At 50.0% G+C, this 18,765-nt stretch carries 15 protein-coding genes; 11 read left to right on the plus strand and 4 right to left on the minus strand.

The window, feature by feature from the left end; all coding sequences use genetic code 11:
* Together GCU44_RS20765 and GCU44_RS20770 are read right to left on the minus strand one after the other, a co-directional pair.
* Positions 1 to 222 carry a hypothetical protein gene (locus GCU44_RS20765; RefSeq protein WP_154859264.1) on the minus strand — a complete coding sequence of 74 codons (222 nt, stop codon included), beginning with the start codon at positions 220 to 222 and terminating at the stop codon, positions 1 to 3.
* Positions 223 to 342: 120 nt separating this feature from the next.
* Entirely contained in the window at positions 343 to 1,623 is a 1,281-nt protein-coding gene (locus GCU44_RS20770; protein ID WP_154859265.1) for an MFS transporter, read from the minus strand.
* 297 nt (positions 1,624 to 1,920) lie between these two features.
* Here GCU44_RS20770 and GCU44_RS20775 point away from each other — a divergent pair, with 297 nt between their 5' ends.
* The 4 genes from GCU44_RS20775 (at position 1,921) to GCU44_RS20790 (ending at position 6,120) form a co-directional block, all read left to right on the plus strand.
* A complete protein-coding gene (locus GCU44_RS20775) occupies positions 1,921 to 2,352 on the plus strand; it encodes a hypothetical protein (RefSeq protein WP_092168955.1) in 432 nt (143 codons plus the stop codon).
* A 12-nt stretch (positions 2,353 to 2,364) separates the two neighbouring features.
* Entirely contained in the window at positions 2,365 to 2,580 is a 216-nt protein-coding gene (locus GCU44_RS20780) for a DUF3820 family protein (protein WP_092168952.1), read from the plus strand.
* 148 nt (positions 2,581 to 2,728) lie between these two features.
* A complete protein-coding gene (locus GCU44_RS20785) occupies positions 2,729 to 5,050 on the plus strand; it encodes a TonB-dependent receptor (protein WP_154859267.1) in 2,322 nt (773 codons plus the stop codon).
* Positions 5,051 to 5,163: 113 nt separating this feature from the next.
* Positions 5,164 to 6,120, plus strand: coding sequence for a DUF4625 domain-containing protein (locus GCU44_RS20790; RefSeq protein ID WP_092168946.1), 957 nt, complete (start codon positions 5,164 to 5,166; stop codon positions 6,118 to 6,120).
* 347 nt (positions 6,121 to 6,467) lie between these two features.
* Here GCU44_RS20790 and GCU44_RS20795 read toward each other — a convergent pair whose 3' ends face one another.
* Both GCU44_RS20795 and GCU44_RS20800 read right to left on the minus strand, forming a co-directional pair.
* Positions 6,468 to 6,677 (minus strand): hypothetical protein, encoded by a 210-nt coding sequence (locus GCU44_RS20795; protein WP_154859269.1) that lies wholly within the window; start codon positions 6,675 to 6,677, stop codon positions 6,468 to 6,470.
* Between the two features lie 189 nt (positions 6,678 to 6,866).
* Positions 6,867 to 7,385: a hypothetical protein gene (locus GCU44_RS20800; protein WP_241685051.1), complete on the minus strand. Its 519-nt coding sequence runs from the start codon at positions 7,383 to 7,385 to the stop codon at positions 6,867 to 6,869.
* A gap of 104 nt (positions 7,386 to 7,489) precedes the next feature.
* On the opposite strand from GCU44_RS20800, the gene GCU44_RS20805 reads away from it, so the two are divergent.
* From GCU44_RS20805 to GCU44_RS20835, 7 genes are all read left to right on the plus strand, one after another.
* Positions 7,490 to 9,082 (plus strand): ATP-dependent DNA ligase, encoded by a 1,593-nt coding sequence (locus tag GCU44_RS20805; RefSeq protein ID WP_154859271.1) that lies wholly within the window; start codon positions 7,490 to 7,492, stop codon positions 9,080 to 9,082.
* A complete protein-coding gene (locus GCU44_RS20810; protein WP_154859273.1) occupies positions 9,072 to 11,516 on the plus strand; it encodes a ligase-associated DNA damage response DEXH box helicase in 2,445 nt (814 codons plus the stop codon). Before GCU44_RS20805 ends, GCU44_RS20810 begins: the two co-directional genes overlap by 11 nt.
* A gap of 70 nt (positions 11,517 to 11,586) precedes the next feature.
* Positions 11,587 to 12,714 (plus strand): PQQ-dependent sugar dehydrogenase, encoded by a 1,128-nt coding sequence (locus GCU44_RS20815; protein ID WP_174238282.1) that lies wholly within the window; start codon positions 11,587 to 11,589, stop codon positions 12,712 to 12,714.
* 80 nt (positions 12,715 to 12,794) lie between these two features.
* The gene (gene betA / locus GCU44_RS20820) at positions 12,795 to 14,462 is read left to right on the plus strand and encodes a choline dehydrogenase (protein WP_154859275.1); all 1,668 of its coding nucleotides are present in this window, start codon (positions 12,795 to 12,797) and stop codon (positions 14,460 to 14,462) included.
* Positions 14,462 to 15,940 carry an aldehyde dehydrogenase family protein gene (locus tag GCU44_RS20825; RefSeq protein WP_154859277.1) on the plus strand — a complete coding sequence of 493 codons (1,479 nt, stop codon included), beginning with the start codon at positions 14,462 to 14,464 and terminating at the stop codon, positions 15,938 to 15,940. Before betA ends, GCU44_RS20825 begins: the two co-directional genes overlap by 1 nt.
* A gap of 69 nt (positions 15,941 to 16,009) precedes the next feature.
* Positions 16,010 to 17,479 carry a sodium:solute symporter family protein gene (locus tag GCU44_RS20830; RefSeq protein WP_262885338.1) on the plus strand — a complete coding sequence of 490 codons (1,470 nt, stop codon included), beginning with the start codon at positions 16,010 to 16,012 and terminating at the stop codon, positions 17,477 to 17,479.
* Positions 17,460 to 18,425 carry a nucleoside hydrolase gene (locus tag GCU44_RS20835; RefSeq protein WP_154859281.1) on the plus strand — a complete coding sequence of 322 codons (966 nt, stop codon included), beginning with the start codon at positions 17,460 to 17,462 and terminating at the stop codon, positions 18,423 to 18,425. Before GCU44_RS20830 ends, GCU44_RS20835 begins: the two co-directional genes overlap by 20 nt.
* Positions 18,426 to 18,765: the final 340 nt, after the last annotated feature.

Raw genomic sequence — 18,765 nt, forward strand, 5'->3', positions numbered from 1 at the left:
TCAGATAGAATCCCGGATCAGGTAAACCATGACGGAGGCCAACAAGTAGCCCCCCAAAAAGGATAAAAAATACGGCCAGGTCAAATCGTACTGGCGGTAGAGGGCTTTCTTCGCAGAATGGGTGATTTCGTTAAATTTTTTGAACCTTTTTACAGGGAACATGGACAAGAACAACAGTCCATAGCAAAGGGTAAATAACAGAAGCGCCACGAATGTTTGCATAATTTTCAATCGTTGAAACAAAGGTACGTGCTGTGCTAAAAAGGTCCAACACCTACCCTTGAAAAGGCCTGTTTTTTTTTAATTATCTGCTGAAGTCGATTCAAACCAATGTGTTAGTAATCAATGCTTTAAATTAAAGATGTTGAAAAAATCAAACCGGCGATGCCTACGCTTGAATTTGTATTTCATTTTAGCATAGGTATAATTCGGAACGATTCGAAATGAGAGCAAAATGATGACTAATAGAAGCACGATCGATCCGATAAACAGCGCATCGAAGCTGTAGCCAGCATCCACCACCAGCCCGTAGATAGCAGGACCTATCGCCGAACTAAGTACCATCACCGAGGCAAAGATGCTCCGTACCTTTCCAATAAAGCCCGCGCCAAACAATTCCACCTGAAGCGCCGAAATAATCGCATTTCCAAAACCCGCGGAAGCGCCCATAAGGATCATGTACGGAAAGATGACCAGGGAATCGTTTACCAACCAAATAAAGACGATGGCGATTAGAAAAGGAATCAGGTAAAATGGAAAAAATTTTCTCGCCGTATACTTATCAATCAGCGGACCAGCAAACAGAATGGCCAGGGAACCGGCGAGGGCATAAAAGGTAAGCCCAACGGCCATCCACTCCAGCGTCCATCCTTTAAATTCAGCAATGGCAAACTGGTAAAAAAACAAACCGGTTACGGTGAACGAAAGCACAAAGAGATTTGGTGCCAGCAACCAGAACTTGCCGGATTTCAAAATCTCCCATTGAGAAACTTCTTTGGTCAAAGAGACCGCTCCTGCGCTGCCGCCCTCTTCGTGAACGACCAATTTTTTTTCGTCGATAAATAGCTTTAGGTATACCGGAACCACGATCAGGACGATCAATGCATTCACCAACAGCGATTGCCTCCACCCAAACAAGTTGATCAGGCCTACCACCATGATGGGTAGCGCCGCCTGTCCTACCGGATGCCCCAGCGAAGCCAGGCTGATGGCCTTTCCCCTTCCTTTTAAAAAATACTTTGACATGCTGGTGATGGCAATGTGGCTGAACAATCCCTGTCCAGCGATGCGAAGTCCAAAAAACGCCAGCGGTAACAAGTACCAATGTTGGTTAAAACTCATCAAGACCATGGATAAAATGAAGATGACCGTGGCCATAAGCGTGTATTTCACCAGGCTTGTCTTATCGATGTATTTGCCCAACTGAGGCAATAGCAAGGCACTAGCGATGGTAGCGATCATGTAGTAACCACTAATCTGCGCGTTTTGTAACGAAAACTCCTCGATTAGATACGGCACATACAGGGCCAGCAGATACGTTTGTCCGTAGCCGGAAAGACTGGTCATCAGTAACCCAAAAGTCAGCAGTTTTTTGTTCTCCAATACAAAGTTCAAATAATTCATGAAGTGAGAAAATTTTGCTGGTGTGTAAAAAAAACAAGCATCCGAATGGCAAAGATAATTTGTAAAATCAGGGATTGCTAATTTTCACCCGAGGCAAGCTCCGTTCAGGGGAAAGATAATTTCCCCTCCCGTTCGTTTGCAGCGCATTTCCGACCCATTCTACTGCGGATATTCTCGGGAGGGCAGCTATCTAGAGCAACAAAAACGTAGCTTTCCCTCACAAAGACCATTTGATTGGCAGAATAGTCGCATTTTTTTCTTTATTTAGCCTTTTGAAAAATTGAAAATAAACAAACCATGACCACCGGATTTCAGCACCTTCATTCGTTTCTTGCCTACCTTGTTCTGGCGGGCTTGTTGTTTAGTATTTTCGCCGCCCTTTTTGGGGCTTTGGGCAACAAGGCCTTTAGTGAGAAAGACCGAAAATTCGGTTTGATTGGAATGATCCTCGCGCACGTACAGTTACTCATTGGCATTGTGTTGTACTTCCTCAGTCCGCTTGGTTTTTCCAACCTTAGCGGAGAAGCCATGGGGGACTCGATGAGTCGACTCTACGCCCTGGAGCACCCGCTGATCAATATTCTTGCCGTCGCATTGATTACCGTTGGATACAGCCGCGCCAAAAAACTAACGGAAAGCAAAAGCAAGTTTCGAAGCATCTACCTCTTCTATGGTATTGGATTCATCCTCATTCTCAGCCGTATTCCCTGGGATTCCTGGTTAAACTAATCGTTTAAACCAATGGATTCGAGCATTTTACTTGATCTGGTGTCCAAAAAAATGCCCTTTGGAAAATACAAAGACCGCCTGATCTGTGATATTCCGGAACATTACCTGATTTGGTTCAAGCGCCAGGGTTTTCCCGAGGGAAAGTTAGGCGTTTGGTTGGAAACCATGTATGAAATTCGGCTTAACGGATTGGAACACTTGCTGGACCGGATAAAACCCAAGCGCTAGTGTTTCCCAATTTCTGCCATACTGTTGCAATGATGGATTAATACTGGTATCTTCGTATCCTGTATTTCACTCGTATCATCCAATTCCACCATTCGTGCGGACACTCCTACTCTCAGGCTATTTATTCTTTTTCGTAACCCTTTATTCTTTGGCACAGGAAAAACGTTCCCTGTCCATAACGGGAACGGTTCGGAGCGAGCAGGGCGATGGTCTACCGGCCTTGATCGTTGTGCACGAGTTGGGCAAGGGAACGGCTGCTGATTTGGATGGTCGTTTTCGCTTGGAAGGCCTGAATCCCGGCAACTACCACTTGCACGTGACACACCTGGGATATAAGGCGCTGACTCGCACCATTACCCTGACCACGAATGACCTGGAACTTGACCTGCGGCTTTCCGAATCCGCCATTACCTTGCAATCCCTCACCATCGAAGCCAACCCCTTCAAAAATGGCCCGGTGGAACAATCCCAAACCATCGAGGTGGTGGATAGGGAATTTTTGGAAAAAAATAACGCCGGAACGTTTGCCAATGCCCTGGAAAAGTTGCCCGGCATCAGTACCATCAATACCGGGGTAGGCATCAGCAAACCGGTGATCCGGGGAATGAGCTTTAACCGCATCATGGTCAACGACCGGGGAATCAAGCAAGAAGGCCAACAGTGGGGCGCAGACCACGGGCTGGAGATTGACCCCTTTGATGTGGACCGGGTAGAAGTAGTCAAAGGACCCGCTTCCCTTATCTACGGTTCGGATGGGATGTCGGGGGTTATCAATATCTCTCCTGCCCCGCTGCCTCGGGAAGGGACCATTCAGGGCCATTTGATCAATAGTTACCGAACCAACAATGCCATGCGCAGCCATTCGGCGATGGTGGAAGGCAACGAAAAGGATTTTGTATTTAAAGGTAGGGTCACGCTGCAAGATTACCAGGATTACCGGGTACCTGCAGATCGATTCGTTTACGCTGGATTTGAATTACCCGTATTCGATTCCCGATTGAAAAATACGGCCGGAAAAGAAAGGCATTTCTCGTTCATGACGGGGTTGCGGAAAAATTGGGGAAAAACGACCGTTACGGTTAGCCGGTTTCACCAGAAAGCGGGGATTTTTACGGGAGCCGTGGGTATTCCTAACAGCTACAACCTCCGCCACAACGGCGAGTACGGCAATATCGAATTTCCAAGGCAAAACAATACACACCTCAAGGTGATTTCAAATACCACGGTGCAACTGAAAAAAAACTGGTTGGAAATTGATCTGGGGTACCAACGCAACCAACGAAGGGAGGAATCACTGCCACATATCCACGGTGTTGGTCCTACGCCGGAAGGCAATCTGGCACTCTACCTGGACCTTGACACCTACACTGCAAATGCCCGATTTAACCATTACATAAACGCCGACCACCAATCCATCATTGGTATTCAAGCCTCCTTTATGGACAATCGGTTTGGTGGCTTTGAATTTTTATTGCCCATGTTTCAGTCCTGGAACGCCGGCATGTTTTACTTTCACGAATACCGATGGAAGGAAAACGTCATCCTAAATGCAGGGATCCGACTCGATGGTGCCCGTCATCAGATACAGGCGCACGAACAACCCGTTTACGATGCCTCCCTCAACCCAACCGGGGAAACGGTGCAGCGAAACCCGGACATCGACCGGGACTTTGCCAACCTAAGCGGATCTGCCGGCATGTCCTGGATTTTCAATGAACACACGAATTTCAAAGCGAATCTGGGTAGCAGCTACCGCATTCCTACGCCCATCGAACTGTCCACCAACGGCATCCATCACGGCAATTTCCGGCATGAAATAGGAGATGCCAATCTCACAAGCGAGCGAAGCTACCAGGCAGACCTAAACTTTACCCATTCCCTGGAGAAGCTACTGGTTGGGTTCAGCCCCTTTTTCGCCTATTACCAGGATTATATTTACCTGGCACCTACCGGAAGATTCTCTACCCTTCCCGGGGCCAGTACCCTCTGGGAATACCGCCAAAACAATGCGGTGTTTGCCGGAGCCGAATTGAAGTTTCAATGGGCACCGATCCCAGGTGTGCAAGCCTCGCTGGCCGGAGAATACGTATACAACCAAAACCTGGATACCCGCTTGCCCTTGCCCTTAACCCCGCCGGCCAGTCTGCTAGGCAGCATCGAATTGTCCCTTCCTCAAACTACCCGGATCCTGGAAAATGGCTACCTATATTTGGAATACCGGCAAGTGGCCAGCCAAAACCGAGTGGACCGAAACGAACGCGTCACCGGTGGCTATGGCCTACTGCATGCGGGATTGGGATGGGAGTTACTGGTAGCAAAAAGCCCCTGGAAATTCCAGTTGAGTGGGCAAAACCTGCTGAATACGTATTATTTCAACCACCTTAGCCGCTACCGGCTGCTAAACCTACCCGAACAAGGGCGAAATATCAACCTCCACCTCAAAATCCCCATCACCCTAAAAAGTAATTGAGATTTTCTTCGCCAACTTTTAGGAACTGTTCTACGTTTCTTTTATTATTGCAACAACAATGCATCTGCAATAAAATTGAATTAGGTACTACCACTGTAATTGCTACTAGATTTATGAAAAAGAACGGAATACTGCTCTTCGCCTTTGCCTCTACCTTTTTTCTTGCCTGTGGAACCGGAGATGAGCCCCCTCAAGATTTGGAGGCCCCGGTCATCGACCATGCGGATGGGCACGACTACATCGAACCCGAAAATGGCGAAATTTTCAGTGAAACAGCTGATCACACCCATATACGGTTTTCGGTAGAAGACGCATCCGGTATTGGGCAGGTACGGGTCAATATCCATGCTAATTTTGACGGCCACAGCCATGCCCGAATGAAAAACGACTTTGTTCGTTTGGACGTAAATGACATTTACAGCCCCGAAGCGTCGAACCCGGATTTTCGCTTTCCGGAGGGAAGCACACGTATCAATATTGACGGAACGGGTACGGACATTTATTGGACCGGGGCTAACTCCCGCCTCTCTGACCCGGTGATTGCCGGATCGTATGATTTTTCGATTGAAGCGACCGATGTGCATGGCAACCAAACCGGATTTGCCGATGGTAGTAGTTACCTGGCAACCATACAGATCCGCACGCCTTACGCGCCTGCTATCGACGTCACCAACCTCCACGATGATGAGTTAGAAGGAGCAGCCGGTTCGCCACTCGATGTACAGGGTACCGTCAGCAAAACCGATCATACACTAAGTGCGCCGATCGCGTTTCTATGGGTTCGTTTGATGGAGGAACACGAAGACCATGGAGGCGGAGACGATGGACACAACCATCGAATCGCCGATGAAGAGTATTTTTACGAAAAAATGTGGGGAACTTCTGCCTGGTTGGAAGAAGGAAGCGGACCCGATTTACCCCATAACGAAATGATCGACCTGTCCAAGGTCCTGACTGGAGACGATGCCATTATGGTGCCTTCCGGAGAAGACCACCTGGACTTGGTTATTTTGGCCGAAGATACCAATGGAAATACCACTGAAATGAAATTTACCGTTCACATTGAGTAGGATAGAATCGATAAAATGTGAGAGAAAGTAGCCTATTGATGAGGAGAATAAGCGGCAATCATTTACTTCATCTTTTACCAAAGCCACCGGAAAGTTGCCGGTGGCTTTTGGTTCCTGAATCGTACTATACCTGCCCGTGGGACAAAGAGACCGACACCTATCCGAATGGAGAACGCACCTCGCAACACGTGCGTTACAGATAACGGCGCTTTATAGTTTTAATCACCTGTAGGTAACTGGCGCCTTGTTCTACAATTAAAAAAAAAACGCCTTCAGTTGGAGGCGATTTTTTTTGTTAGATAACGTTGGTTTAGCTTTGGTATGTATTGTAGTCTGTAGGTATTAAATCAATTATCAAAAATTTGCGTATGTGGCAGGTCCATTGCGTGTTTGGATACGTCCTGTGCAAATCCAGCGAACAATTCCTGAAAGAATGCCACCATTTGTGCCGTTCTGAAACCAACAGCCCCATCCACCTCTACGGACACCGATGCGCCTTGATGACTTAAAACAAGAAATGCGAAAATTATAAGTAGGTATTTGGCTGATAACTTCATAACAATTTCGTTTAATAATATACAAACACACATTAAACAAAAATGTTTTTCAGTAGCTAAATTATTTGCGGCATTACCTAAAAACCGGTGTCGATTAACCAGCCAAATTTACCAATAATCAGCTAAATAAACCCAATTTAAGGGAAAACCGGACGTTTTTGACCGGTTTTCACAGCTAAATAAATTTGATTAATAATTAGGGTAGGAAGGTGAACAAAGCGCTAATTTATTGGAATTGAAATTCTCGAGTGAGGTATCGTTGCTGCCAATATTGCCACTTACCAGGATGATGTCGTAATCCGGCCCCTGATCGGCCAGGTGGATCTTGATGTGCCCGTCAAAATTTTTAAGGGACTCAAAGTCGATCGCTTTACCGTCAGTGAGTTTGCCAAGTTGAGTCCGGCTTTCTAAGGTGCGGCTGTCAATCGGGCTCAGTACTTGCGCAATGGACGCGTCTGCTTCGTCAAAACTCCCAAAGTGTAGGTGTGCAGTGTAGAAATAGGGATCCATGGATCGTACCCCATCCAGCTGAATTAGCAATTCAACGTTGGCATCTTCTTTCAATTCAAAAGTAGCTGTACCTTCGAACGCATAATCCGCACTTTGATAAAGCGGATAGGTAACAGCCGCTATTTCCGGTAGTTTTTCTTCCTGCTGACATCCGGCAAATGCCAGCAACAGACTTACGATAAACGGGATTTTTTTCATTTGTTAGTAGTTTACTTACTCATTTTCTAAACGAACAAATAAAAATATTGGTTTATGAAACACCTGAATTTGTGAAAATAAGTGAGGAAAATCATAAAAACCACATGAAGCGCTTTTCGAACCTGATCGCTCAACTCGATCAAACCAATAAAACAGGGGATAAACTGGGGCTTTTGCAGGCCTATTTTGCCGAGGCGCCGGATCAGGACCGCTTGTGGACGCTGGCACTTTTTACGCACAAACGACCCAAAAGAACGGTGACAACGCGGCAACTCCGGGACTGGTGCTGCGATAGGGCAGGTATCCCGGATTGGCTATTTGAAGAATCCTACCAAACCGTAGGCGATCTGGCCGAAACCATTGCCTTGGTTTTGCCAGATAATACCGAGCGTTCCGAGCGGTCCTTGCACGAGTGGATTCAATTTCTGGAAAAGCTCAAGAGCCAGGACGAGGATTCCAAAAAACGTGAAATAGCAAGCGCATGGAATAAACTAAACCGCGAAGAACGGCTGGTTTTTAATAAACTCATTACCGGGGGATTTCGGATCGGTGTGAGTCAGCAGCTGATTACCCGGGCATTGGCAAGTACCTTTGATATGGAAAAATCCGCCTTGGCCCACCGCATCATGGGGAATTGGAGCCCCTTGGAAACCACATTCACCGATTTATTGTTTGAAGCGGACCTATCTTCGGATCGCTCCCGCCCCTACCCCTTTTACCTGGCTCATCCACTGGAAGGAACGGAAGCCTTACCAGGCAGCCGCTCGGATTGGCTGGCCGAATGGAAGTGGGACGGTATCCGCGGGCAACTGATCCAGCGAAAGGGAGAGGTTTTTATCTGGTCCAGAGGGGAAGAATTGATAACGGATAAATTCCCGGAGTTGGAGCAGATGGGGAAGAATCTGCCGGAGGGAACGGTACTGGATGGAGAGATCATGCCCTTTGAAAATGGGAACCCGCTTCCTTTCGGATTGCTTCAGACACGTTTGGGTAGAAAAAACGTAAGTGCGCGGCTGCTTCGAGAGGCTCCGGTGTCCTTTATGGCGTACGACCTGCTCGAATGGAAGGGACAGGATGTGCGTCACTGGGAATTGTGGAAACGACGAGAGACGTTAGCGGCATTGATCCATTCCATGCCCAAGGAAAACCTGGAGCTCTCCCAGGTGCTCACCGACTCAAACTGGGCGGAATTGGCAGCACTGAGGGAACAATCGCGGTCGGTAAAAGCAGAGGGGTTGATGTTGAAAAGAAAAGACGGCAGCTACCAAACCGGAAGAAAACGGGGCGGTTGGTGGAAATGGAAAATTGATCCCCTGACCGTCGATGGAGTGATGATTTACGCACAGAAAGGCCATGGACGCCGGGCCAACCTGTATTCCGACTACACCTTTGGGGTTTGGAACGGAGACACACTGGTTCCGTTTGCTAAAGCCTATTCCGGGCTGACAGATCAGGAGATGAAAGCCGTGGATGTCTATGTAAAGAAAAATACCCGGGAACGGTTTGGCCCGGTTCGAACCGTGACACCAGGTCTGGTCTTTGAGATTGCCTTTGAGGGTATCCAGGAAAGCCCCAGGCACAAGTCAGGTATCGCGTTGCGGTTTCCCCGAATTCACCGCTGGCGACGGGACAAATCCATTGAAAGTGCCAACACCCTGGAGGATTTACAGCTTTTATTGGAAAAATATGGAAAGTAACTGGGCAGAAAAGTGGTTCGAATCGAAGGGATGGACCCCGTTTGATTTTCAGCACGCCTGTTGGAAGCACTATTTACAAGGACAGAGTGGCCTGCTCAATGCCCCAACCGGATCCGGCAAAACCCTGGCCCTATTCATGCCGGTACTGATGGAATACCTGCGTGACCATCCCACTACCTGGCAAAAACCGCAGAAAAACGGCTTGCAAGTCATCTGGATCTCTCCGCTACGGGCGTTGGCCCAGGACATTCAACAAGCGATGACACGGGTCTGCGAAGAAATTGGCCTGCCCTGGCGTATTGGCGTAAGGAACGGAGATACAGGAACGGCAGAGCGGCAAAAGCAAAAAAAATCCATGCCCGAATGTCTGATTACCACGCCCGAAAGCCTGCACTTGCTACTCACCCAAAAGGGCCATCCGGAACTCTTTAAAAACCTGAAAGCCATCGTTGTGGACGAATGGCACGAACTGTTGGCCAACAAGCGAGGGGTCCAAGTACAACTTGCGCTCAGCCATATCCGTACGCTAACCCCCAAACCGCTCAAGGTTTGGGGTATTTCGGCGACCATTGGCAACCTTTCCCAAGCCCACCGGGTGCTGTTGGGCGAGCAGCAAGCCGAGCTCATTGTGCGCTCGAAAATCAAAAAAGAAATTCATGTCGTATCCGTCTTGCCAGATGAAGTGGAGCGCTATCCCTGGGCGGGGCATCTCGGCAATAAACTGATCCCGAAAATCCTTCCGGTGATCGAAGAAAGCCAAAGCGTGTTGTTGTTTACGAATACCCGCTCCCAAACCGAAATCTGGTACCAAAAAATTCTGGAGGCGAAACCAGAATGGGCAGGCATCATGGCCATGCACCACGGTTCCCTGGATCCATCCGTGCGGGCTTGGGTAGAGCAAGCACTGCATGAAAAGAAACTCAAATTGGTCGTGTGCACCAGTAGCCTGGACCTGGGTGTGGATTTCCGGCCGGTGGATACCGTCATTCAGGTGGGCGGCCCCAAGGGCATAACCCGCTTTGTGCAGCGCGCTGGCCGGGCCGGGCATCAGCCAGGAGCCACCAGCCATATCTATTTCGTCCCTACCCATTCCCTGGAACTTATCGAGGCGAGCGCATTAAGACAGGCCATACAGCAAGACCATTACGAAGAGCAAGTCCCGTTGGAAAACTGCTACGATGTGCTCATCCAATTTTTGGTAAGCCTCGCACTGGGTGAAGGTTTTTTTCCGGAACAAGTATTTCCGGTCATCCGAAATGCCTACGCTTTTCGCAATTTAAGCAAGGAATCCTTCGAGTGGATGTTGGAATTTATCACGGTAGGGGGCCGGGCCTTGGGTAGCTACGAGGAATTTTCAAAAGTGGAGATCCTGCCCGAAGGCCTGTACCGGGTAACGAGCCGAAAAATAGCCATGCGGCACCGACTATCCATGGGTACGATCGTCAGCGATCCCATGATTCAGGTAAAATTCCTGCGCGGGGGATACATAGGCTCGGTCGAAGAAAGCTTTATTTCCAAACTAAAACCGGGGAACGTTTTTTGGTTTGCCGGCCGAAGCCTGGAGTTCGTGCAAATCAAAGAGATGAAAGCGCTGGTACGCCGATCCACGAAAAAAACCGGTACCATTCCCCGCTGGATGGGAGGGCGCATGCCCCTTTCTTCCCGACTGGCAGAATTGATTCGGATCGAATTGCACAAAGCCGCCGATCACCGGGAAGATTCCATTGAGCTACGCACCATCGAACCCATCCTGGCGCTACAACAATCCTTGTCCAGAATTCCCGATCGGCAGTCCCTTTTGATCGAAACCTGCAAAAGCAGGGAGGGCTACCATGTGTTTTTCTTTCCCTTTGAAGGCCGGTTTGTGCACGAAGTATTGGCAGCCCTACTGGCCTACCGTATTAGCGTCAGCAATCCGATAAGCCTGAGTATTGCCATGAATGACTATGGCTTTGAACTGCTGTCTGAAAGCCCCATCCCGATAGCGGAAGCGCTGGAAGAAGATTTATTTTCTTCCGATCAGCTAATGGACGACATTTTCGCAGGAATCAACGAAAGCGAAATGGCCCGGAGGCGTTTTCGGGAAATCGCGGCAATCGCCGGACTGGTGTTTCAGGGATACCCTGGCAAAGGCATACAAACCCGGCATTTGCAGGCAAGCTCGGGGATTCTTTATGGCGTGTTTGAAACCTATGACCCGGAAAACCTGCTGCTCAAGCAGGCAAAAAACGAAGTGCTGCACGTGCAGATGGAAAAAAGCCGGCTGGAAAAGGTCATCGAACGCATCAACTCGCAAAAGATTCACCTCGTTACCACCCCGAGAATCAGCCCGTTTGCCTTTCCCATTATGGTTGACCGCCTTAGCCGAAATAGCCTCAGTTCGGAGAGTATCGAAGACCGGGTACTGCGTTTGCAGGCCGAACTACTGGCTTAACATTTGTTTAGAAGCTATTTTCCGGTTAAATTGGACTTTTATTTAGCTATAAAATTCAAATCTATCCTTTATGAAATCACTATTCCTTTCCGTATTGATGGTCAGTCTGTACGTGGCCTGTATGGGCCAAACCCCTCCCAATGGTCCTGAAGTAACTGATCCTCAATGGGACAACTATACCGTCGAACCGGTAGTAGAAGGACTAAAATTACCCTGGGGAATGGCTTTTTTACCGGACGGCGGCCTGCTGATTACTGAAAGGTCCGGAGAATTGATTCATTTTAAGAATGGAACGAAAACCGAAATCAGCGGCGTGCCGGAGGTATGGGCCAAAGGGCAGGGCGGATTGCTCGATATCGCGCTCCATCCGGAGTATGCCAGCAATGGTTGGCTATACCTCTCCTACTCTTCTGACGAAGGACCAGGAAGTGGCGCACATACCGCCATCAGCCGGGCACAGCTGGACGGAACGCGACTAACCAATCTGGAAGTACTGTACAAGGCCACGCCGAATACCGAAAAGGGGCAGCATTACGGATCCCGGATCGTTTTTGACAGAGACGGCTACTTATTTTTTACCATTGGTGAGCGGGGTGCCCGGGATGAAAACCCTCAAGACATCACCCGGGATGGTGGGAAAGTGTACCGATTGCACGACGATGGAAAAGTACCCGACGACAACCCATTTGTCAACACAGCGAATGCCAAAAAAGCAATTTATTCGTATGGACACCGAAACCCTCAGGGAATGATTGTACACCCCGAAACGGGTGAAATCTGGGTGCACGAGCACGGTCCCAGGGGAGGTGACGAGATCAATGTTGTAAAAAAAGCGGCTAATTACGGGTGGCCCGTAATATCCTACGGTATCAATTACAACGGTACCGTATTCACCGAAGAGACATCCAAACCCGGCATGGAGCAACCCCTGTACTACTGGGTACCGTCCATTGCGCCAAGTGGGTTTGCCGTGGTCACCAGTGACCGATACCCTTCCTGGAAGGGGGATTTATTGGTCGGTTCGTTGAGTTTTGCCTACCTGGAAAAACTAACGCTGGAAGGCACTACCGTCACCAAGCGAGAAAAGGTGATCGACGGTATGGGTAGGGTGCGAAACGTCGTAATGGGCCCCGACGGCTATATCTACGCCGGCATCGAAGGGAAAGGAATCGTTCGGGTAATGCCATCGGGTAACTGATCGCAAACAAGCCAGTCCGGCAAATTCCCGACACCCGACACCTGGGAATAAAAATCGATTTGTACAAAAAACTAGTAAGGTTGAATAACACGTATGATTTTATCATTATTGGAGGTGGCTCTGCCGGAAGCGTACTGGCCAATAGACTAAGCAACGAACCCGAAAACAACGTACTCGTCATTGAAGCAGGGAGAATGGACCATGCCTGGGATTTTCGCATCCACATGCCGGCAGCCCTCACCTACCCGCTCTCCAATAATTTCTACAATTGGGGCTACGAATCCGACCCGGAACCCTACATGCACAACCGTAGGATTTACCAGCCCCGGGGCAAGGTACTGGGAGGCTCCAGCTGCATCAACGGCATGATTTACATTCGCGGAAACGCACTCGACTACGAAAAATGGGGCGCGATGGACGGATTGGAAAATTGGAGCTATGCGCATTGTCTTCCGTATTTCAAGCGGATGGAAAACCGGCTCATCGGCGGGGATACGTATCGGGGCGTGGGCGGACCGCTGCATCTCACCACGCCTAAATGCGACAACCCTTTGTTTGATGCCTTTTTTGAATCCGTCCAACAAGCGGGCTACCCGCTGACCGATGATGTCAACGGGTACCAACAGGAGGGTTTCGGAAAATTTGACGCAACCATCTATAAAGGGAAGCGCTGGAACGCCGCAAGGGCCTACATTCACCCGGTAAAAAACCGAAAAAACCTCACCATTTCCCTCAAATCTACCGTTTCTCGCATCTTGTTTGAAGGAAATCGGGCCATCGGGGTAGAATTTGTGAAAGGAAAAGAAAAGCAGGTAGTTTATGGAAATAAAATCATTTGCAGCGGAGGAGCCATCAACTCGCCTCAGGTCCTTCAGCTCTCTGGTGTAGGCAACGGCGATGAACTCAAGAAACTGGGAATTCCCGTAGTAGCAGACCTGAAGGGGGTGGGAGAAAACCTCCAGGACCACCTGGAAGTCTACGTGCAATGGGCTGCCAAAAAGCCGGTTAGCCTCTACCCTTCCCTTAAATTTTACAACCAGCCCAAAATCGGGCTGGAATGGCTCTTCAACAAAACAGGAATTGGTGCCAGCAATCATTTCGAAGCCGGCGGTTTTATCCGTGGAAACGCGGAGGTGGCCTACCCCAATCTGCAGTACCATTTCCTCCCCATCGCGATACGTTATGATGGCTCCGCTCCCAACGAAGGACATGGATTTCAGCTCCACGTGGGCCCAATGAATACCGATGTACGGGGACATGTGAAAATCAAGTCGGCCGATCCCAGTGAATACCCCAGTATCTTGTTCAATTACCTGTCTACCCGGCAAGAAAGAAAAGAATGGATCGAAGCCATCCACTGTACCCGAAACCTGATCAACCAAGCCGCTTTCGACGAGCTGCGCGGCAATGAATTGTCGCCCGGGCCCTCGGTTGAAACGGATGAAGAGATTCTGGACTTTGTGGCGCGGGAGGGAGAAAGCGCCTACCACCCCAGTTGCACCTGTAAAATGGGCTACGATGAGCTATCGGTGGTGGATGCCGATCTTAACGTACACGGGCTCGAAAACCTACGTGTGGTGGACGCCTCTGTCATGCCGACCATTACCAACGGGAATATCTATGCCCCGGTAATCATGATCGCCGAAAAAGCAGCCGATAGTTTACTGGGAAACAGTCCCGAGCCAGCTCAGGAAGTTCCCTATTATACGCATTCTCCGGAAGTAGAAAAAAATCACCTTTCGCATTAATGGCAGTTCAACCTTTTTTCATCAATGGCTCCTGGGTAACCGGACAAGCCGGGCTGGAGCGCGTAATCATCAACCCTTTTGACCAACAAGCCATTGCCACGGTGGCCGAAGGTGACCGGACCGATGCCCGGGCAGCGATCCGGAGCGCCCGCAAAGCGTTTCAGGGAGCCGACTGGGAGCAGCTATCTCCCACGGAGCGAGGGCGATTGCTCTATCAACTGGGAGAGCGCATTGCTGCCGAAAAAGAAAACCTGGCGCGTCTGGAAACGCTCAATACCGGCAAGACCTATACCGAAAGCCTGTGGGACATGGACGATATCGCCGGTATCTTTCGCTACTATGGAGGTTTGGCGGACAAGCACGCAGGGGAAATCATCGCCAGTCCAAATCCTCACAGCCACAGCCGGCTGGAAAAAGAACCGGTTGGCGTGGTAGGCATGATTTGTCCCTGGAATTACCCCTTGCTGCAAGCAGCCTGGAAAATTGCCCCGGCCCTCGCTGCCGGCTGTACCCTGGTGATCAAGCCCAGTGAACTCACACCCTTGAGTACCCTGGAATGGACCCGCCTGGCCGAAGAAGTGGGCTTTCCAAAAGGAGTCATCAATACGGTGACCGGCCCCGGTTCCACGGTTGGCGCCGAGTTGGCCGAAAGCCTGGAAGTGGACATGATTTCCTTTACCGGAGGTGTGGTTACGGGTAAAAATATCATGCAGGCGGCCGCTGGAAACGTGAAGAAGGTAGCCCTGGAATTGGGAGGGAAAAATCCCCACATCCTGTTTGAAGACGGGGATTGGGAAACAGCCATCGATTTTATTTTGAACGGGGTCTTTTTCCACGCCGGGCAAATTTGTTCGGCAGGAACCCGGGTGCTGGTACACGCCTCCCTACACGATCGGGTAGTTGCCCATTTGGAAAGCAGAATCCGGAATATCCGTTTGGGCGACGGGATGGAAGAAAGCACCCAGATGGGGCCACTTATTTCCGCCGATCAGCGTCAAAAAGTAGCCCATCACGTACAAAGAGCCATCCAAGAAGGGGCGGTGTTGGTTTGTGGCGGACAACAGCCGGACAACGATCCCAAATTGGAAAAGGGCTTCTTTTATTTACCGACCCTGCTTATCGGATGCAGGCCGGATATGCCTATTGTACAGGAAGAAATCTTCGGTCCCGTGGTCCATGTGGAAAAATTTGAGACGGAAGCGGAAGCGGTAGCTCGGGCCAACGACACCATTTATGGCTTGTCGGGAGGCTTTTGGTCGCGCGACCCGGATCGAATTTCCCGGGTTTCGAAAGCACTTCGGTTTGGTACCGTATGGGTCAATGACTTCAACGTTTATTTCACCCAGGCTCCCTGGGGAGGCTACAAACAATCGGGGCTGGGAAGGGAACTAGGTACCACCGGCATGGAGGAATTTCAGGAAATCAAGCACATCTATCAAAACTTCAACCCCCAACCCCTCAACTGGTTCGGGAAATAAACCTCCAAAACTATCGATACCACAAGTCTCGGCATATTCGTCACCGTTTTCTTTTACCTGATCATTTTACTGACCGGCTATTACGCCAGTAGAAAAGAATCCGGAGACAGCAGTTCCGAAGGCATGCTCCTGGCAGGACGAAAAATGCCGGCCTGGATCGGTATCTTTACAATGACGGCTACCTGGGTGGGAGGCGGCTACATTATCGGAACCAGCGAAGCGGTATTTGACAGTGCCCGCGGATTGGTTTGGGCGCAGGCTCCCTGGGGTTATGCGCTTAGCCTGATTCTGGGTGGCTTGTTCTTTGCCCGCAAAATCCGCAGTTTTGGATTCACCACCTTCATCGACGTATTCGAACGGAAATACGGAAAACAAACCGCCGCTATCCTGTTTATTCCTGCCTTGATTGGGGAGATTTTCTGGAGTGCAGCCATCTTGGCGGCTTTGGGGATTACCTTTGCAACCATCTTCGGGCTGGACCTGGAAACCTCCATTCTGGTTTCCGCCGCCATCGCCGTTGGCTACACCATGCTGGGCGGGCTTTGGTCAGTAGCCTATACGGACGTCGTACAATTGGTGTTTATCCTCCTTGGATTGGGGATCAGCATTCCCTTTGCTTTGGATACAGTCGGTGGATTAGACCAGGCACTGGCACAATACGATCAGGCCATTCGTCATGGGTTTCGGCTTTTTCCTTCGCTGAATGCATTTACGGGGAACGATCCCAGCTGGGGTAATGAAATCTGGGTATGGTTGGATTTTGCCCTGTTGCTCGTGATGGGGGGCATCCCCTGGCAAGTTTATTTCCAACGGGTTTTATCTGCCAGCTCCGACCGATCCGCCATTCGCCTTTCCATCTATGGGGGAGTTTGCTGTGCCCTGATGGCCATTCCGGCAGTGCTAATCGGGCTCGCCGGAGTAGGGTTTGATTGGAGCAGTTCGGCCTTGGGTGAGGCACCGGAAGCAACCATGGTACTGCCCTATGTACTGCTGGAAATGACGCCGCCTCTGATCGCCGCGTTGGGTTTGGGTGCCGTAGCAGCTGCCGTTATGTCCTCGGTAGATTCTTCGGTGCTTTCTGCCGCTTCCCTATTTACCTGGAACCTGTACCGGCCCCTGCTGCGTCCCGGCTGCAGCGATAAGCAAATCAAGGCTACCATCCGATGGGCCATCCTTGGAATCGGAGCACTTGCCACCTGGCTGGCCCTGACCCTTCAAAGTGTGTACGACCTTTGGTACCTCTGTGCTGACCTGGTGTATGTCATTCTGTTTCCGCAACTCCTGCTGGCCTTGTACGATAAAAGAAGCAACCGAAAGGGAGCCTTGACCGGTATCGTTGTCGGCTTAGTGCTGCGGTTTGGCGGCGGTGAACCCATTTTCGGAATCCCTCCCTTTTTACCCTATCCCATGGAAGATCCCGTAGCGGGTATTCAGTTCCCATTTCGTACCTTTGCCATGGTGAGCAGTCTGCTTTGCATCCTGCTCGTTTCCCGTCTTTTTCCGGAAACCCAACAATCCCATGAAATCGCTAAAAACTAACCTGCTTGTTCTGACTTTGTTGCTTTCCCTGGCCTTTCTGCCCGCCTGGGGGCAAATAAATGTCATTTTGGATACCGATCTGGATTCGGATGTAGACGATGTGGGCGCCCTGGCCATGCTGCATACGCTGGAAGTAAACCATCGTATAAAGATTCTGGGGATTATTGTCACCAGCGACGATACCCATGCCGCTGCCTGCGCCGCTGCGATCAATACCTTTTACGAACGGCCGGAAATTCCGGTAGGCGTGGAAAAAGGAATCCCCCTCCGGAGTTTCTCCCGCTATACCAAAGCGCTGGCCAGCGAATTTCCAACCGGCGACAAGCAACCGTTGGATGCCACCGTTTTGTACCGGCAGCTATTGGCAGCAGCCGCAGATCAAAGCGTGGTGTTGGTCAGCATTGGACACCTGACCAATATCCGGAACCTGCTCGAATCGCCCCCGGACAGCATCAGCCCCCTGACTGGCAACGCGTTGGTTCGCCAAAAGGTACGACTCTGGTCCTGCATGGGTGGGCAGTTTCCAGAAGGAAAAGAAGCCAATTTCTACCGGCCTGACCCCGAATCCACCCGTATTGCTGTGGCCAATTGGCCGGGAGACGTGGTGTTTGCCGGTTGGGAAATTGGCAATACCATCATCACGGGTAGTGATTTTCTAGAGCACAGCCTGCCCGATTCGCATCCGGTACACCGGGCCTACGCCTTGTACAACTCGTTTTTTGGTCGGCAAAGCTGGGACCAGGCGGCCTTGCTGTACGCACTTTCGGATAAACCCTTTTGGGAACTGAGCGAACGGGGAAAGGTAGTGGTCTACGAAGACGGCTCCAATGCCTGGGAGGCAGACCCCGCTGGCAACCACCGGTACCTAAAAGAAAAAACAGCTCCTCAGGAAATCGCAAAAATTCTGGACGCACTGATGGTGGGCATGTACCGACCGGGATATTAGCAAGTACCTAATAGCCTCCGCCAATCTAGCGGGGAGGATTTTTCAGTGATTTTAAATGGATTCGTTTGATTTCCTGAACGCTAGGTTAGTATTCGGCAACTGGCCTGTAAAAAGTTTAATTCCTCAGACCCCTCCCTCCCAACGCTGGTCGGAATCGCCAGGTTACTACCTTATTCTCTTGGAAATTTGTCTAAAATGGATTCCATTTGGCGATTGCAAAGAAGACTCGGCATGGCCTAACTCATATTCCTCAAAACAGCAATGTAGTTGCTATGAATCGGGCTTTATTGGACTTTGAACGGGCAACCCTTTTTATATTTTTCATCTCACTTTAAATAAA

Source organism: Cyclobacterium xiamenense (genome assembly GCF_009467825.1).
GTDB classification, from domain to species: Bacteria; Bacteroidota; Bacteroidia; order Cytophagales; family Cyclobacteriaceae; genus Cyclobacterium; species Cyclobacterium xiamenense.

What these genes read in the sequence shown, in the direction of transcription:
- GCU44_RS20825 (WP_154859277.1), top strand. Translation starts at nt 14,462, where the DNA reads ATGGCAGTTCAACCTTTTTTCATCAATGGCTCCTGGGTAACCGGACAA.
- GCU44_RS20815 (WP_174238282.1), top strand. Translation starts at nt 11,587, where the DNA reads ATGAAATCACTATTCCTTTCCGTATTGATGGTCAGTCTGTACGTGGCC.
- GCU44_RS20805 (WP_154859271.1), top strand. Translation starts at nt 7,490, where the DNA reads ATGAAGCGCTTTTCGAACCTGATCGCTCAACTCGATCAAACCAATAAA.
- GCU44_RS20800 (WP_241685051.1), bottom strand. Translation starts at nt 7,385, where the DNA reads ATGAAAAAAATCCCGTTTATCGTAAGTCTGTTGCTGGCATTTGCCGGA.
- GCU44_RS20795 (WP_154859269.1), bottom strand. Translation starts at nt 6,677, where the DNA reads ATGAAGTTATCAGCCAAATACCTACTTATAATTTTCGCATTTCTTGTT.
- GCU44_RS20835 (WP_154859281.1), top strand. Translation starts at nt 17,460, where the DNA reads ATGAAATCGCTAAAAACTAACCTGCTTGTTCTGACTTTGTTGCTTTCC.
- GCU44_RS20770 (WP_154859265.1), bottom strand. Translation starts at nt 1,623, where the DNA reads ATGAATTATTTGAACTTTGTATTGGAGAACAAAAAACTGCTGACTTTT.
- GCU44_RS20765 (WP_154859264.1), bottom strand. Translation starts at nt 222, where the DNA reads ATGCAAACATTCGTGGCGCTTCTGTTATTTACCCTTTGCTATGGACTG.
- GCU44_RS20790 (WP_092168946.1), top strand. Translation starts at nt 5,164, where the DNA reads ATGAAAAAGAACGGAATACTGCTCTTCGCCTTTGCCTCTACCTTTTTT.
- GCU44_RS20780 (WP_092168952.1), top strand. Translation starts at nt 2,365, where the DNA reads ATGGATTCGAGCATTTTACTTGATCTGGTGTCCAAAAAAATGCCCTTT.
- GCU44_RS20810 (WP_154859273.1), top strand. Translation starts at nt 9,072, where the DNA reads ATGGAAAGTAACTGGGCAGAAAAGTGGTTCGAATCGAAGGGATGGACC.
- GCU44_RS20775 (WP_092168955.1), top strand. Translation starts at nt 1,921, where the DNA reads ATGACCACCGGATTTCAGCACCTTCATTCGTTTCTTGCCTACCTTGTT.